General features: G+C 51.8%; 11 protein-coding genes and 1 tRNA gene. 4 read left to right on the top strand and 8 right to left on the bottom strand.

Annotated features, from left to right (window positions below; translation table 11 throughout):
• Positions 1–7 precede the first annotated feature (7 nt).
• Positions 8–1,156 carry a cytochrome d ubiquinol oxidase subunit II gene (locus tag DWZ67_RS08730; RefSeq protein ID WP_005828073.1) on the top strand — a complete coding sequence of 383 codons (1,149 nt, stop codon included), beginning with the start codon at positions 8–10 and terminating at the stop codon, positions 1,154–1,156.
• A 75-nt stretch (positions 1,157–1,231) separates the two neighbouring features.
• On the opposite strand, the gene mtgA is transcribed toward DWZ67_RS08730, so the two are convergent.
• From mtgA to potA, 7 genes are all read right to left on the bottom strand, one after another.
• Entirely contained in the window at positions 1,232–1,936 is a 705-nt protein-coding gene (gene mtgA, locus DWZ67_RS08725) for a monofunctional biosynthetic peptidoglycan transglycosylase (RefSeq protein ID WP_120138613.1), read from the bottom strand.
• A gap of 96 nt (positions 1,937–2,032) precedes the next feature.
• Positions 2,033–2,707, bottom strand: coding sequence for an OmpA family protein (locus DWZ67_RS08720; protein ID WP_035448184.1), 675 nt, complete (start codon positions 2,705–2,707; stop codon positions 2,033–2,035).
• Positions 2,708–2,807: 100 nt separating this feature from the next.
• On the bottom strand, positions 2,808–4,136 hold the full coding sequence (locus tag DWZ67_RS08715; RefSeq protein ID WP_005828079.1) for an MATE family efflux transporter: 1,329 nt from the start codon (positions 4,134–4,136) through the stop codon (positions 2,808–2,810).
• Between the two features lie 32 nt (positions 4,137–4,168).
• Positions 4,169–5,506, bottom strand: a complete 1,338-nt coding sequence (locus tag DWZ67_RS08710; RefSeq protein ID WP_171028991.1) for an ABC transporter substrate-binding protein — start codon at positions 5,504–5,506, stop codon at positions 4,169–4,171.
• A gap of 44 nt (positions 5,507–5,550) precedes the next feature.
• Positions 5,551–6,342 carry an ABC transporter permease gene (locus DWZ67_RS08705; RefSeq protein WP_005828082.1) on the bottom strand — a complete coding sequence of 264 codons (792 nt, stop codon included), beginning with the start codon at positions 6,340–6,342 and terminating at the stop codon, positions 5,551–5,553.
• Positions 6,339–7,112, bottom strand: coding sequence for an ABC transporter permease (locus DWZ67_RS08700; RefSeq protein ID WP_005828083.1), 774 nt, complete (start codon positions 7,110–7,112; stop codon positions 6,339–6,341). The genes DWZ67_RS08705 and DWZ67_RS08700 overlap by 4 nt, the downstream gene beginning before the upstream one ends.
• 16 nt (positions 7,113–7,128) lie before the next feature.
• Positions 7,129–8,535, bottom strand: a complete 1,407-nt coding sequence (gene potA / locus DWZ67_RS08695) for a polyamine ABC transporter ATP-binding protein (protein ID WP_005828085.1) — start codon at positions 8,533–8,535, stop codon at positions 7,129–7,131.
• 214 nt (positions 8,536–8,749) lie between these two features.
• Between potA and DWZ67_RS08690 the strand changes: the two genes are divergently transcribed.
• Complete coding sequence (locus tag DWZ67_RS08690; RefSeq protein ID WP_016273500.1) at positions 8,750–9,511, top strand: SDR family oxidoreductase; 762 nt, start codon at positions 8,750–8,752, stop codon at positions 9,509–9,511.
• Positions 9,512–9,611: 100 nt separating this feature from the next.
• Positions 9,612–11,816, top strand: a complete 2,205-nt coding sequence (locus DWZ67_RS08685; RefSeq protein WP_120138611.1) for an alpha-galactosidase — start codon at positions 9,612–9,614, stop codon at positions 11,814–11,816.
• A gap of 342 nt (positions 11,817–12,158) precedes the next feature.
• Here the strand turns inward: DWZ67_RS08685 and DWZ67_RS08680 are convergent.
• Positions 12,159–12,231 (bottom strand) — tRNA-Lys (locus DWZ67_RS08680).
• A gap of 138 nt (positions 12,232–12,369) precedes the next feature.
• Between DWZ67_RS08680 and ettA the strand changes: the two genes are divergently transcribed.
• Positions 12,370–14,067 (top strand): energy-dependent translational throttle protein EttA, encoded by a 1,698-nt coding sequence (gene ettA / locus DWZ67_RS08675; protein WP_016273502.1) that lies wholly within the window; start codon positions 12,370–12,372, stop codon positions 14,065–14,067.
• The last annotated feature ends 31 nt before the right edge of the window (positions 14,068–14,098 follow it).

The raw sequence follows: 14,098 nt of genomic DNA, 5'->3' as shown, positions 1-14,098 counted from the left end.
ACTCACAATGAATGCTTATATATTTCTTCAACACTATTGGTGGTTTGTAGTCTCCTTGCTGGGAGCACTGCTGGTATTCCTGCTGTTCGTGCAGGGAGGTAATTCGCTTCTGTTCTGTCTGGGGAAGACGGAGGAGCAGAAGAAGATGATGATTAATTCTACGGGACGGAAGTGGGAGTTCACGTTTACAACGCTCGTCACGTTTGGAGGCGCGTTCTTTGCTTCGTTTCCGTTGTTCTATAGTACCAGTTTCGGAGGGGCCTATTGGCTGTGGATGATTATTCTGTTCAGCTTTGTGTTGCAGGCTGTCAGCTACGAGTTTCAGTCGAAGGCGGGAAATCTGCTGGGCAAGACAACGTATCGCACATTCCTGGTGATAAACGGAGTAGTAGGTCCGGTATTGCTGGGTGGGGCGGTTGCTACGTTCTTCACGGGGTCTAACTTCTATATCAATAAAGGGAATATCGCAGATGCGGCAATGCCGGTTATCAGTCAATGGGCTAACGGCTGGCATGGGTTGGATGCGCTGCTTAATCCGTGGAATGTGGTGCTGGGGCTGGCTGTGTTCTTTCTGGCACGTATCTTGGGAGCGCTTTATTTTATTAATAATATCAATGAGGATGATTTGGTGAAACGCTGCCGCCGGGCACTCTGGGGAAATACGGCGTTGTTCCTGGTATTCTTCCTGGCCTTCGTCATCCGCACGCTGCTTGCCGACGGCTATGCTGTACGCCCGGAAACGGGAGAGGTGTTCATGGAACCTTACAAGTATCTGACGAACTTCCTGCAGATGCCGGTAGTGCTGCTTGTATTCCTGGTTGGTGTGGTGGCTGTGCTCTGGGGCATTATCCGCACGCTGTGGAAGCCGGCATTCGACAAGGGTATCTGGTTTGCCGGTGCAGGGACGGTGCTTACGGTATTGGCACTGCTGCTTGTGGCAGGCTATAACAATACGGCCTATTATCCTTCTACCCACGACCTGCAAAGCTCACTCACGTTGGCAAACAGTTGCTCGAGCCAGTTCACACTGAAGGTTATGGCTTATGTCTCTATCCTTGTTCCTTTCGTTCTTGCCTACATCTTCTACGCTTGGCGCAGCATCGACAATCGCAAGATTGATGCGAAGGAGATGGAAGAGGGAGGACACGCGTATTAATTAAAAATTAAGAATTAAAAATTAAAGGAGGATGTGTCATCTGTGTGCTATTAACTGTTTTGATACATCCTCTTCTTATTCTTTTGTCCGCATCTCATTTAGCTGGAATTTGGGTACCAGTTTCATCAATCGTAGAATCTGTCCTTGCCTTTTCTTTATGTAAGGGGAGGGGTGTGCTGAGTCGAAGCGTATGGGATTGGGCAATGTTGCCGCTATTAGTGCGCACTGTCCGGCAGAGAGCTTGGCGGCGGTGGTCTTGAATTTGTATTGGGCGGCGGCTTGTGCACCATAGATGCCTTTCCCCATTTCGATGGAGTTAAGATAGACCTCCATGATACGTTCTTTGGACCAGAAGAATTCTATCAGTACGGTGAAGTAGACCTCCAGCCCCTTGCGTACCCAGGAAGATTGGGGCCATAGGAATACATTCTTTGCCGTCTGCTGGCTGATGGTGCTTGCGCCCCGTTTCCGTTTTCTTGTTTCGTTCTCCTTTATCGCTTTCTGTATCTCGATGAAATCGAACCCGTTGTGTGTGGCAAACCGGTTGTCTTCCGAAGCAATGACGGCCATCGGCAGATGAGGAGATATCTTGTCGGGAGATACCCATGTGTGGTGCCAGCGCGGACTTTCACCCTTGAAGACCTGCTGCACGCTGCGGATAACCATCAGTGGTGTGATGTAGACGGGTACAAAACGATAAACCACTACCGTCAGGATAGTGGAAATAAAGAAGAATAATATCATGTTGCGGAGGAACCGCAAAGGCTTCGGGAGTTTCATGGAGAGAGTGCTAATATGCCAATGTGCTAATATGCCAATGTGATTAATGTGTCAATATGCCAATTAGCACATTGGCACATTAATCACATTAGCACATTAATTATTCGCCTCCGCATTCTTAATCATCTGTTCGCTGGCATACATATATACCTCTACGCGTCGGTTCTGGTCGGCAGACAGACTTTCGTCGTATTCGTTGTATCCCACGCCTTCCACTTTCTTGAACTGGGCCGGAGATACGCCGCAATCCTGCAAATAGTTCTCTACGGCATAGGCGCGGTTCTTGGAAACTTTCATGTTGGCTTCGTAAGTACCCACTTTGTCGGTATGGCCGATGATGGCGATATCGGTTGTCGGGTCTTCCTTCAGAATCTGTGCGAGTTCGCGCAGGGAAGCCTTTGCCTCGTTGCTCAGTGCTGCGGAGTTGAAGCCGAAAAGAATACCTGCCGCAAAGGATACTTTGACAGCCGGCAAGCCGTTGGCATCCGTCACCTGCTCCACTTGGGCGCCTTCAATCTTGGCAGCTTCGGCAGCCTTCTTGTCCATCTTGTGTCCGATGGCAACGCCGGCACCCGTACCTACTGCAGCACCTACCGCAGCTCCAATGGCTGCCCCCTTGCCTTTACCTATCAGTCCGCCGATAATGGCACCTGCTGCTGCACCGGAGCCACCGCCGATTATTCCACCTTTGGCCTTGTTGTTCATTGTGCCGCAACTGCCCAGCAGCAATGCGCCGCACAAAAGTAATACTGTAAATTTCATCTTCTTCATAACTCTTTTTCTTTAAAAGTTGACTTTATCTTTAATGTTGCAAATTTATGTATATAATAACCATATTCTTCTTTCTAAAGTTCGCCAGTTCTGTCCTTTTTTAGAGAATTTTCCTTTTGATGAGGACGAACCAGGCTGTCAGTATAAGACCTTTGGCAACGGTCGTTCCACTTACTGCCCACCAGATGGCATCCACTCCCATACCCATGTGCACCAGCAATAACGCCACCGGAATACGCATGTAATTGCATCCGATGCTGACAATGGCAGGCGGCACTGTCCGTCCCAGTCCGTAGAACACGCCCTGCATGGTAATTTCCATCATCATGAACATTTGCGAATAGCCGTCGATGCGGAGGAAATCTCCACCCACACGGTAGGCTTCGGCCTCGGGTACGAAGATAGAGAACACCTCGCTGCCGAAGAAGATGAACAGTAGTGAGCAGAGGCTTCCGAATACGCCCGTCATCCACATGGTGGTGCGCCATGCTTGCTTCACGCGCGACTTCTGCCCCGCGGCATAGTTCTGGGCGATGAACGTGCTCAGCCCCGTGGAGAATCCTTGCGAAGTATTCCAGGTGATGGCCTCGATTTGTCCACCGGTGGTGAATGCCATCAGTCCGATGTGTCCTCCCTGCTCCGAGGCGGTGCGCGAGAGGAACATATTGACGAAGGCAAATAGCGTGTTCAGCGTAGCCACGGGCAGCCCGAGCTTGAAGATGCGCCGGGTGTACTTCTTTTTCAGCGGAACGATAAAGGAGAAACCTCCGAGCACGGCGCTTTTCCCCCGGAGTTTGTAGACGAAGATGCCGAATACTGTAGCTTCGGAAAGCCATGTGGCAAGTGCCGCGCCCACTGTTCCCCAACCGAAGCCGAAGATGAACAGAGGGTCGAGGACGATGTTCATTATCAGTCCCGTCCCGCTGATGTAGAACGGAATCTTGCTTCGTCCTGCCGCGTTGTAGATGCCCGTAAAGGCAGCGGAGAGAAATATGAAAGGCAGTCCCGTCGACACGATGCGCAGATAAGTCACGGCGGCGTCCGTGATATGCTGTTTCAGCTCGAAGATGTTCAGGATGGGGCGGGCGAAAAGAAAGAGCAGGCCTCCCCAGCAGACGGAGATGAGCAGGGCAATCGTAATGTTGTGCGAGGCAAAGCTGCGTGCGTCCTCTTCGCTGCGTGCACCGATGGACTGGCCTACGCTGACTTCGGCGCCCACTTTATTGAGCAAGGCGATGGAGCCGGACATCCACGTCAGTATGCCTACCGCACCTACTGCAGCCATGGACTCACTGCCCAGACGCCCTACCCATGCCATGTCCGTCAGGCTGTAGGCCATCTGGATGAACGAGGTGGCCATGATGGGCATTGCCAGCGTGAAAAGCTGGCGGTTGATGGGGCCTTGTGTCAGATTCTTTGTTCCTTGCACGTTGACGGGTTTTTAGGTAAACAATGTGTTGCTCATCCCCTTTTCCGCTTTCTGCGGAGACGGTGGCGGCGTTTCTGCTTGTACTTTCGTATCTTGGCATATACCAGCCAGATGAAGAGCAGACCGAAAACGGCGAAGATGAGCAGCACGATGCCTGTGTTGAGATTGTCACCTTTCACGCGGCTCCACATCTCGAGCACTAGTTCCGTGCGGTCGCCGAAGTCGCGTATCATGGCGCAGCGTTCCACTACTCGGCGGTCAGGATATTGTACCGGGTCTATCTGCAGGCTGTCGGCTCCGGGCAGGGGGCCGAAGAAGTAGCTGAGGTCGGAGTGCACGTCGAGCGTGGTATCGGTCTTGGCCTCCATGATTTCCGGTGTGGCTACGGCGCTGACGTAGCCGATGGCATCCATGTTGCGCAGTGCCACGGAAGGCTGGCAGAGGTAGTTGATGAAATAGCTTGCCGCCTTCACGTTGCGGGCGTAGCGGGGGATTACCCAGCCGTCGTACCAGATGTTGCTGCCTTCGCAGGGGACGGTGTAGTCCAGTTCCACACCCACGGCATCGGCCTCCTCGATGGCCCAGACGGCGTCGCCGCTCCAGGTGAAGTTAATCCACGCCTTGTTCTTGGTCATCATTTCCTTGCCGAAGTCGGCTTCCCAGCCGGCGATGTTGGGTTTCATCTCCTTGAGGCGTTGCTCGGCCAGGGCGATGGCCTGCGGGGAGTTGTCGTTCATCAGTTGCTCTACGGTGACGGTGCTGTCGGCCAGCTCCCGGGCGTGGGCGTAGATGATGGCGGTACCGTAGGCATCGCGGTAGCTGTCCTTCATCAGTATTTTGCCGCGGTTTTTGGAGTCCCAGAGGATGTCCCATGTGCCGGCCTCTTCGGCGGTAATAAACTTTTTGTTGAAGAGGATACCAGCGGTGCCCCACATGTAGGGCACGGCATAGTCCTCGGTCTGGCGTTCCGGTTGCGAGGTCTTGTTCAGCTCGTGGCGAATGTAGGGCGACACGTTGGGGATGTAGTCCGGCGTGTGGCCGAAGTTGCGGTCGATGGGTAGCAGGAGGTCTTTGCGAAGCATGCGTTCGATGATGTACTCCGAGGGGCATACGACGTCGAAGTCCTCGTGCCCGCGCTCAATTTTGGTGAGCATGATTTCGTTGATATCGAACACCTGGTAGATGATACGGAGGTCTTCGCCCGTCTGCTGCTTGTACCAGTCGGGAAATTCGGCAAGCACATCTTCATCGATGTAGTCCGCCCAGTTGTATATCTTCAGTACACGGCTGCGCTCTTCTGTGGAGTTTCCACAAGAAGAGAGGGATGCGATACAGCACAGTAGAATCAGTATGTTTATTATCCTTTTCATCATCTTGTTCTTGACAATTGATAACTTATAACTCATCACTCACATCAATCGTTTTTCGTCCGTTCGGCCCGCTTGTTGATTACAATCAGCAGCACCAGCACCGTCACGAAGATGATGGTGGAGAGTGGCCGCAGTTCCGGCGTCAGTCCACCTTTGCGCGCATCGGCGTAGATGTAGGTGGAGAGCGTTTCCAGCCCTTGGTTGCCGATGGTGAAGATGGTCACGGCAAAGTCGTCGATGGAGAGCGTGAAAGCAAGGATGAATCCGCTTATCATACCCGGAAATATCTCCGGAAGAATAACCTTGCGCAGTGCTTGGAACGGTGTGGCGCCCAGGTCGAGTGCCGCCTCGTAGACATTCTGGTTCATCTTTTTGAGCCGGGGCATTACGCTGAGCACCACGTAGGGCGTGCAGAAAGTGATGTGTGCCAGTACCACTGTGGTGAATCCTTGCGATATGCCGAAGCTGACGAACAGCAGGAACAGCGACACACCGGTGATAATGTCTGCATTCATCATCGGGATGGCATTGGCGAAGTTCATTACCTGCCGTGTGCGCGAGCGCAGATTGAAGATGCCGATGGCTGCAATGCTGCCCAGCGCCGTACTGGCGGTGGCGGCAAGCAGGGCAATGGCGAATGTGTTCCAGATGGCATTCATCAGCGAGTGGTGCATCCCGCCCGTAAACAAGGAGCTGTACAGCTTGGTGGAGAATCCCGTCCAGTTGCCCAGCACCTTTGCCTCCGTGAAGGAGAATATCATAATAATTAAGATGGGCGAGTAGAGCAACGCCAGCAGCAGCCACAAGTAGCCGCGGGTTAAGATTCGTGTCATCATATCACACCTCCGCTTTCATTCGATGCCCCGTCCTCCTCGTTGGTAAAGAGGATGGTGATGCCTATCAGCAGCAGCATGATGAGCGAGAGGGCGGCACCGTAGTTCCACATTCCGTTGTAAATATTCTCTTGCACCGTGGTGCCGAACAGTTTGATGTTGTTCATTGTCAGCAACTCGGCAATGGCAAAGGTAGAAACCGTAGGCATAAACACCATCACTATGCCGCTCATCACTCCCGGCATGGAGAGCGGCAGAATCACCTTGCCGAATACGCGGGTAGGAGAGGCTCCCAAGTCCTGCGCAGCCTCAATCAGATTGTGGTCCATCTTCTGAAGGGTGTTGTAAATGGGGTATATCATGAACGGCAGGAAGTTGTAGACCATACCGAACACAAGGGCACCTTCGCCCAGCGGCAGGTTCAGGAAGTCGAACAGCGCCACTGTGGCAAGCGTACGTATCAAGATATTCACCCACATGGGGAGGATGAACAGCACCACCATGGTGCGTGAGGTGTTGAATTGCTTCTGGCTCAGGATATACGCTGCCGGATAGCCCAGCAGCAGGCAGACCAGCGTGGTGATAACGGCTATTCCGATGGAGTAGACAAACGTGTTCATCGCTTCGGGGTGCATCATGAACTTGCGGAAGTTGGCCAACGTAAACGCCCCTCCGTCGTCCGTAAAGGCATAGAGCACGATGAGCAGCAGCGGTACTATGACAAATACAAGCAGAAACAGCGCGTAGGGTACCGTCCAGTTGCGCCGGCGCATGAAGAAATGGGATAACTTATTGAGCACTTCCTTCCTTATTAAGAGATTGAACAATCCGTATATTTTGAGGGGCGATGGTGATACCTACGCGGTCGCCGTCGTCCCACACGTCGTTGGTGTCGACAAAGATGTCTTCGTCCCAGTCCGTAAACACGGTCAGGTGGTAATGGTTCCCTTTGTAGAGGATGAATTTCACTTCACCCGTCAGACGGCCGTCCTCTTCGTTGTCTTCGAGGATGACGTGCTGGAAGTCTACTTCCACTTGCACGGCGCTGCCCGGCTCGATGCCCTGCACGGGGAGGCACTCGAAGTTACAGCCCAGGAAGTCTACGTGCGTCTCGTCCACCAGCTTTCCCTCGAAGGTGTTGCAGGTGCGTTCCTTCTTCATCACGTGGATGTCGAAGGGTTTCACCAGCAGGCCGACTTCGCGTCCTGCCTCGAAGGCATGGTAGTCCTGCACCATCAGCTCGTAGCCTTCGCGCGTCTGCACCAGCATTTCGTAGTGTACGCCTTTAAAGATGCAGCTGGTTACGGTCCCCGTCAGCTGTGCGGCGTCGGATACATCGAAGATGTAGATGTCTTCGGGGCGAATCACTACGTCTACCTGCATCTGCTCGCCAAATCCCGTGTCCACGCATTCAAATTCGTGTCCGCAGAAGGTGACGGCTTTATCCTTTATCATAACTCCGTTCAAGATGTTGCTTTCACCAATGAAGTCTGCTACGAAGGAGTTGATGGGTTCGTTGTAGATGTCCGTCGGCACGCCTATTTGCTGGATGCGTCCTTCGCTCATCACGACGATGGTATCGCTCAAGGTCAGTGCCTCTTCCTGGTCGTGGGTCACATATACGAAGGTGATGCCCAGCTTCTGGTGCATCTCCTTTAGCTCCATCTGCATGTCCTTGCGCATTTTTAGGTCCAGGGCGGCAAGGGGTTCGTCCAGTAGCAGCACTTCGGGTTCGTTGACGATGGCTCGGGCAATGGCTACGCGCTGTTGTTGCCCGCCGGAGAGGGAGTCTACGTCGCGGTCCTCATAGTCCGTCATGCCCACCATGCGCAGGGCTTGCTTTACCTTCTTCTCGATGGTGGCACCGGGCAGCTTCTTCAGCTTCAACCCGAAAGCAATGTTGTTGAACACGTTGAGGTGGGGGAAGAGGGCGTACTTCTGGAACACGGTGTTCACCGGACGCTTGTGCGGCGGTGTCTGCGTGATGTCCTTTCCGGCAATGGTTATCACTCCTTCCGAGGCTGTCTGAAAGCCTGCAATGAGGCGCAACAGTGTTGTCTTTCCGCAGCCGGACGGTCCCAGTATTGTTACAAACTCGCCCTTACGGACAGACAAATTCACATCATTCAGCACGGCCTTATCTCCGAAAAATTTCGATACGTGCTCCACACCGATGATGCAATCGGACTTTTGCATAAGCGTCTTTTACTTTATCCAAACGAATTAAACAAATCTCAGAAGAAAGCTGAAATAAAATCAAAACAGTTTCTCAAGCTTTCAAAAAAGCGGGTGCAAAGTTACATAATTTATCGGGATTTTTCGCCTTACTCTAAAATTCATTATTCCTATGAAGTTAAAATAATAAGTAATACCTTTGTTGGCAGTATTGATATTAAAACTTAATAACATGATGGAAAAGAAGATTGTACTCATCACCGGAGCCTCCTCGGGAATAGGGGAAGGCTGCGCGCGTAAATTTGCCATGAACGGTTACCGGCTTATACTCAATGGCCGTAATGTGGAGAAACTGAATGCTGTAAAGAAAGAATTGTTGGAGAAATATGGAGCCGATGTGTATCTGCTTCCTTTCGATGTCCGCGACCGGCAGGCTGCCCGTGCCGCCCTCGAATCCCTTCCGGAGGAATGGAAGGCGATAGACATACTGGTGAACAATGCCGGACTCGTCATTGGGGTGGACAAGGAACATGAAGGCAATCTGGATGAATGGGACATTGTCATCGATACTAACGTGAAAGCCTTGCTTGCCATGACCCGCCTCGTGGTTCCCGGTATGGTGGAGCGTGGCCGTGGTCATGTTATCAATATGGGGTCCATTGCCGGAGATTACGCTTATCCGGGAGGCAGTGTGTACTGTGCTTGCAAGGCTGCCGTCAAGGCCCTTTCCGACGGACTCCGCATCGACCTGGTGGATACCCCGGTACGCGTAACGAATATCAAGCCGGGGTTGGTGGAAACCAATTTCTCCGTCGTCCGTTTCCGTGGTAACCGGGAGGCGGCCGATAATGTATATAAAGGTATACGCCCGCTGACCGGCGACGATATAGCCGAAGTGGTCTATTTCGCCGCTGCCGTCCCCGAACATATCCAGATTGCGGAAGTGCTGGTGATGCCTGCCAACCAGGCCACGGGGACAATTGTCAGCCGGAAATAGAATTTGTATAAGGATATGATAAAATGATACTATTTTATCTTCGGGGAAACGCCTACATTTGCGCACAGCTAAATGAATATAGAATCTAAACAAGAAAAGCATGAATTTCAAGAAACGAACAAATTTCCTCTTTGGAGTACTGCTGCTGACCGGCAGTTTGTTGGCTCAAAACGTATGTGTATCCACTCCGAAAACCTCTTTGGTGCTTTCGGCTCCTGAAGGCGGTACACTGAGACACTTGTATTATGGTAACAGACTTTCTGAAGCCGACTTGCAGAATATCTCTGCGGCAGAAGCGAGCCATGCAGCCTATCCCGAATATGGATTGAACACTCCCGTGGAGACGGCCCTCGCTGTGAAGCATGCCGACGGTAACATGACCCTCCAGCTCGAAGTGCTGAATGTGACTACCGAGAAGGAAGGGAATGCCGTGACGACTGTCGTGGCGCTGAAGGACAAGGTGTATCCCTTCTTCGTCAACGTCTGTTACCGTGCCTGGCAGGATGCCGACGTGATAGAATCCTGGACTGAAATCTCCCATCAGGAGAAGAAGCTGGTGGTGCTCAATCAGTTTGCTTCCGGCTATCTGCCCATCCGCCGTGGCGATGTATGGCTATCCCATCTCTCCGGCTCCTGGGCCAATGAAGGGGTTTTGACGCAGGAACCTCTCACTCCGGGCATGAAGGTTATCAAGAATAAGGACGGTGTGCGCAATTCCCATACTGACCATGCCGAAGTGATGTTCTCCCTTGACGGCCGTCCGCAGGAGAACACGGGCAACGTGATTGGTGCAGCCCTCTGTTACAGCGGCAACTACAAGCTCCGCATTGAGACGCACGATGATGAATACCACCATTTCTTTGCCGGAATCAACGAAGAGAACTCTACTTATTCCTTGAAGAAGGACGAACTTTTCCGCACTCCCGAACTTGCCCTGACTTATAGTAATGAAGGCTTGAGTGGCGGCAGCCGTAACTTCCATCGCTGGGCACGCCTGCACAAACTGGCGCACGGCACTACCCCCCGCAAGATTCTTTTGAATAGTTGGGAAGGCGTGTACTTTGACATCAACCAGCAAGGTATGGACCAAATGATGGCGGACATTGCCTCCATGGGTGGCGAGTTGTTCGTGATGGACGATGGCTGGTTTGGCGACAAGTATCCCCGTAAGAACGACAGCTCATCACTCGGCGACTGGGTGGTGGACAAGAACAAGCTTCCGAACGGCATTGAAGGCTTGCTGAGTGATGCCAAGAAACATGGCGTCAAGTTTGGCATCTGGATTGAGCCGGAGATGGCGAACACTACCAGCGAACTCTACGAGAAGCATCCCGACTGGGTACTTAAGGCTTCCGAACGTGACGTTGTGTTGGGACGCGGCGGCACGCAGGTAGTGCTTGACCTTGCCAATCCTGCCGTGCAGGACTTCGTTTTCGGTGTGGTAGACAACCTGATGACCTCTTATCCTGAAATAGATTACATCAAGTGGGACGCCAATATGTCTGTCCAGAACCACGGTTCGCAATATCTGACGAAGGATAATCAGAGCCACATGTACATCGAATTCCACCGCGGCTTCGAGAAAATCTGCCAGCGCATCCGTGCCAAATATCCCGACCTTACCATCCAGGCATGTGCCAGTGGCGGCGGTCGTGCCAACTACGGAGTGCTGCCTTACTTTGATGAATTCTGGGTGAGTGACAATACTGATGCCCTTCAACGTGTCTATATGCAGTGGGGAACTTCCTATTTCTTCCCCGCCATCGCTATGGCATCGCATATCAGTGCTGCCCCCAATCATCAGACGTTCCGCACCATCCCTCTGAAATATCGGATAGACGTTGCCATGAGTGGTCGTTTGGGTATGGAAATTCAGCCCAAAAATATGACGGAAGAAGAAAAGGCTCTTTGCAAGAATGCCATTGCCGAGTACAAGACCATCCGTCCCGTAGTACAGTTGGGAGACATTTACCGCCTGCTCTCTCCTTATGACAAGCAAGGTGTGGCTTCTCTGATGTACGTGGCTCCGGAGAAGGACAAGGCAGTCTTCTATTGGTGGAAGACGGAACATTTCTGTAACCAGCACCTGCCGCGTGTGAAGATGGCAGGGCTCTGTGCCGACAAGCAATACCGGGTGCATGAACTGAACCGTATAGATAATGTTCCCTTGAACTATGAAGGAAAGACTTTCAGCGGTGCCTATCTGATGGCAAACGGGTTGGAGATTCCTTACACACATAAGGTGGACTACCACAAACAGACCGACTATTCAAGCCGTGTGCTTTATCTGGAAGAGGTGAAATGACGTGAATAAAGGTGAGGTTTAGCCGCGTAAAGGTGAACTTGAGCGGCGTAAAGGTGAGGTTGATGGGTACAGTTGGTACAGTGGTACAGCGTCTCTTCTATCTCACACACGCATGTATATAAATAATGTACGCGTTATGAAGTAATGTACATAAGCACATGTGTGTGAAGCAGAAGAGGCGCTGTACCCACTGTACCAATTGTACCACTGTTTGGATGTCCAACTTTTCTTTTCGTACCCTTTTGGGACTTTCAGGTAAGATGGAAACATAAAAAAAGTCCCACAATACATTGATATTGTAGGACTTTTTTCTTTTTGTCGCCTTCTGACTTTGTTTCTATGTGAACCGCTTGGGGCTCGAACCCAAGACCCCAACATTAAAAGTGTTGTGCTCTACCTGCTGAGCTAGCGATTCAATCCTTCATTGCTGTTAAGCGGATGCAAAGATAGATACTTTTTTGAAAATTGCAAAATAATATCATCTTTTTTCTTATCTTTGTCCCCATTAATCCTTGATATTAATCATTATCACTGAACATTAATCATTAAATACATGGCAACAGTAGACGATAAAAAGATTATCTTTTCTATGGTTGGGCTGAATAAAACCATTCAGCAGAACAACAAGCAGGTACTGAAGAACATTTACCTCTCGTTCTTCTACGGGGCAAAAATCGGTATCATCGGTCTGAACGGTTCGGGTAAATCGACCCTGCTGAAGATTATCGCCGGATTGGATAAGTCCTATCAGGGCGAAGTGGTGTTCTCGCCGGGATATTCTGTGGGATATCTGGCTCAGGAACCGTACCTCGACCCCACCAAGACCGTGAAGGAAATTGTAATGGAAGGCGTGCAGCCCATTGTGGACGCGCTGGCAGAATACGAGGAAATCAACCAGAAGTTCGGCTTGCCCGAATATTATGAGGACCAGGACAAGATGGACAAGCTCTTCTCCCGTCAGGCCGAATTGCAGGACATCATCGACGCGACCGATGCCTGGAACCTCGACAGCAAGCTGGAGCGTGCCATGGATGCCCTCCGTTGTCCGCCCGAAGACCAGTCCGTAGAACATCTTTCCGGTGGTGAGCGCCGCCGTGTGGCCCTTTGCCGCCTATTGTTGCAGAAGCCCGATGTGCTTCTCCTCGACGAGCCCACTAACCACCTTGATGCCGAATCTATCGACTGGCTGGAACAACACTTGCAGCAGTACGAGGGTACGGTGATTGCCGTGACGCACGACCGTTATTTCCTTGACCATGTGGCAGGCTGGATTCTTGAACTGGACCGTGGCGAGGGCATCCCCTGGAAGGGGAACTACTCCAGTTGGCTGGAACAGAAAACTAAGCGCATGGAGCAGGAAGAAAAGACAGCCAGCAAGCGCCGCAAGACACTGGAACGCGAGCTGGAATGGGTACGTATGGCTCCCAAAGCTCGTCAGGCAAAGGGGAAAGCCCGTCTGAACTCCTACGACAAATTACTGAACGAGGACGTGAAAGAGAAGGAAGAGAAGCTGGAAATCTTTATCCCGAACGGCCCCCGTCTGGGCAACAAGGTGATTGAAGCCAAGCAGGTGGCAAAGGCGTTCGGCGACAAACTGCTGTTCGACGACCTCAACTTCATGCTTCCACCCAACGGCATCGTGGGTATCATCGGCCCCAACGGTGCCGGTAAGACCACGCTTTTCCGCCTTATCATGGGACTGGAAAAGGCAGACAAGGGCGAGTTCGAGGTAGGGGAAACCGTAAAGGTGGCCTACGTGGACCAGCAGCATAAGGACATCGACCCTAACAAGAGTGTATATCAAGTCATTTCCGGTGGAAACGACCTGATTCGCATGGGTGGACGCGACATCAATGCGCGCGCCTATCTGTCCCGTTTCAACTTCTCCGGTGCCGACCAGGAAAAGCTCTGCGGAGTGCTTTCCGGTGGTGAACGCAACCGCCTGCACCTGGCGCTCTGCCTGAAGGAAGAGGGTAATGTGCTTCTGCTGGACGAGCCTACCAACGACATCGACGTGAACACGCTTCGCGCCCTCGAAGAAGGTTTGGAGGACTTTGCCGGATGTGCCGTGGTTATCAGCCACGACCGTTGGTTCCTCGACCGTATCTGTACGCACATCCTCGCTTTCGAAGGAGATTCCAATGTGTTCTTCTTTGAAGGTTCTTATTCAGAATATGAGGAAAATAAACAGAAGCGCCTTGGGAAAGAAGAACCCACCCGTGTACGTTATAGAAAGTTGATGAATGACTGATTTGAGTATTTCAAAGAACAAATAGGAGAGA

This window comes from Bacteroides sp. AF34-31BH, from assembly GCF_003602795.1.
Classification (GTDB): domain Bacteria; phylum Bacteroidota; class Bacteroidia; order Bacteroidales; family Bacteroidaceae; genus Bacteroides; species Bacteroides uniformis.
Note: the sequence above shows the minus strand (reverse complement) of the source record. Positions and strands in the feature narration are given on the sequence as shown.

Coding starts and splice junctions, on each gene's coding strand:
- DWZ67_RS08710 (WP_171028991.1), bottom strand. CDS start 5,506: ATGAAAAGGATAATAAACATACTGATTCTACTGTGCTGTATCGCATCC.
- mtgA (WP_120138613.1), bottom strand. CDS start 1,936: ATGAAACTCCCGAAGCCTTTGCGGTTCCTCCGCAACATGATATTATTC.
- DWZ67_RS08685 (WP_120138611.1), top strand. CDS start 9,612: ATGAATTTCAAGAAACGAACAAATTTCCTCTTTGGAGTACTGCTGCTG.
- ettA (WP_016273502.1), top strand. CDS start 12,370: ATGGCAACAGTAGACGATAAAAAGATTATCTTTTCTATGGTTGGGCTG.
- DWZ67_RS08705 (WP_005828082.1), bottom strand. CDS start 6,342: ATGATGACACGAATCTTAACCCGCGGCTACTTGTGGCTGCTGCTGGCG.
- DWZ67_RS08690 (WP_016273500.1), top strand. CDS start 8,750: ATGGAAAAGAAGATTGTACTCATCACCGGAGCCTCCTCGGGAATAGGG.
- DWZ67_RS08700 (WP_005828083.1), bottom strand. CDS start 7,112: ATGCGCCGGCGCAACTGGACGGTACCCTACGCGCTGTTTCTGCTTGTA.
- DWZ67_RS08720 (WP_035448184.1), bottom strand. CDS start 2,707: ATGAAGAAGATGAAATTTACAGTATTACTTTTGTGCGGCGCATTGCTG.
- potA (WP_005828085.1), bottom strand. CDS start 8,535: ATGCAAAAGTCCGATTGCATCATCGGTGTGGAGCACGTATCGAAATTT.
- DWZ67_RS08730 (WP_005828073.1), top strand. CDS start 8: ATGAATGCTTATATATTTCTTCAACACTATTGGTGGTTTGTAGTCTCC.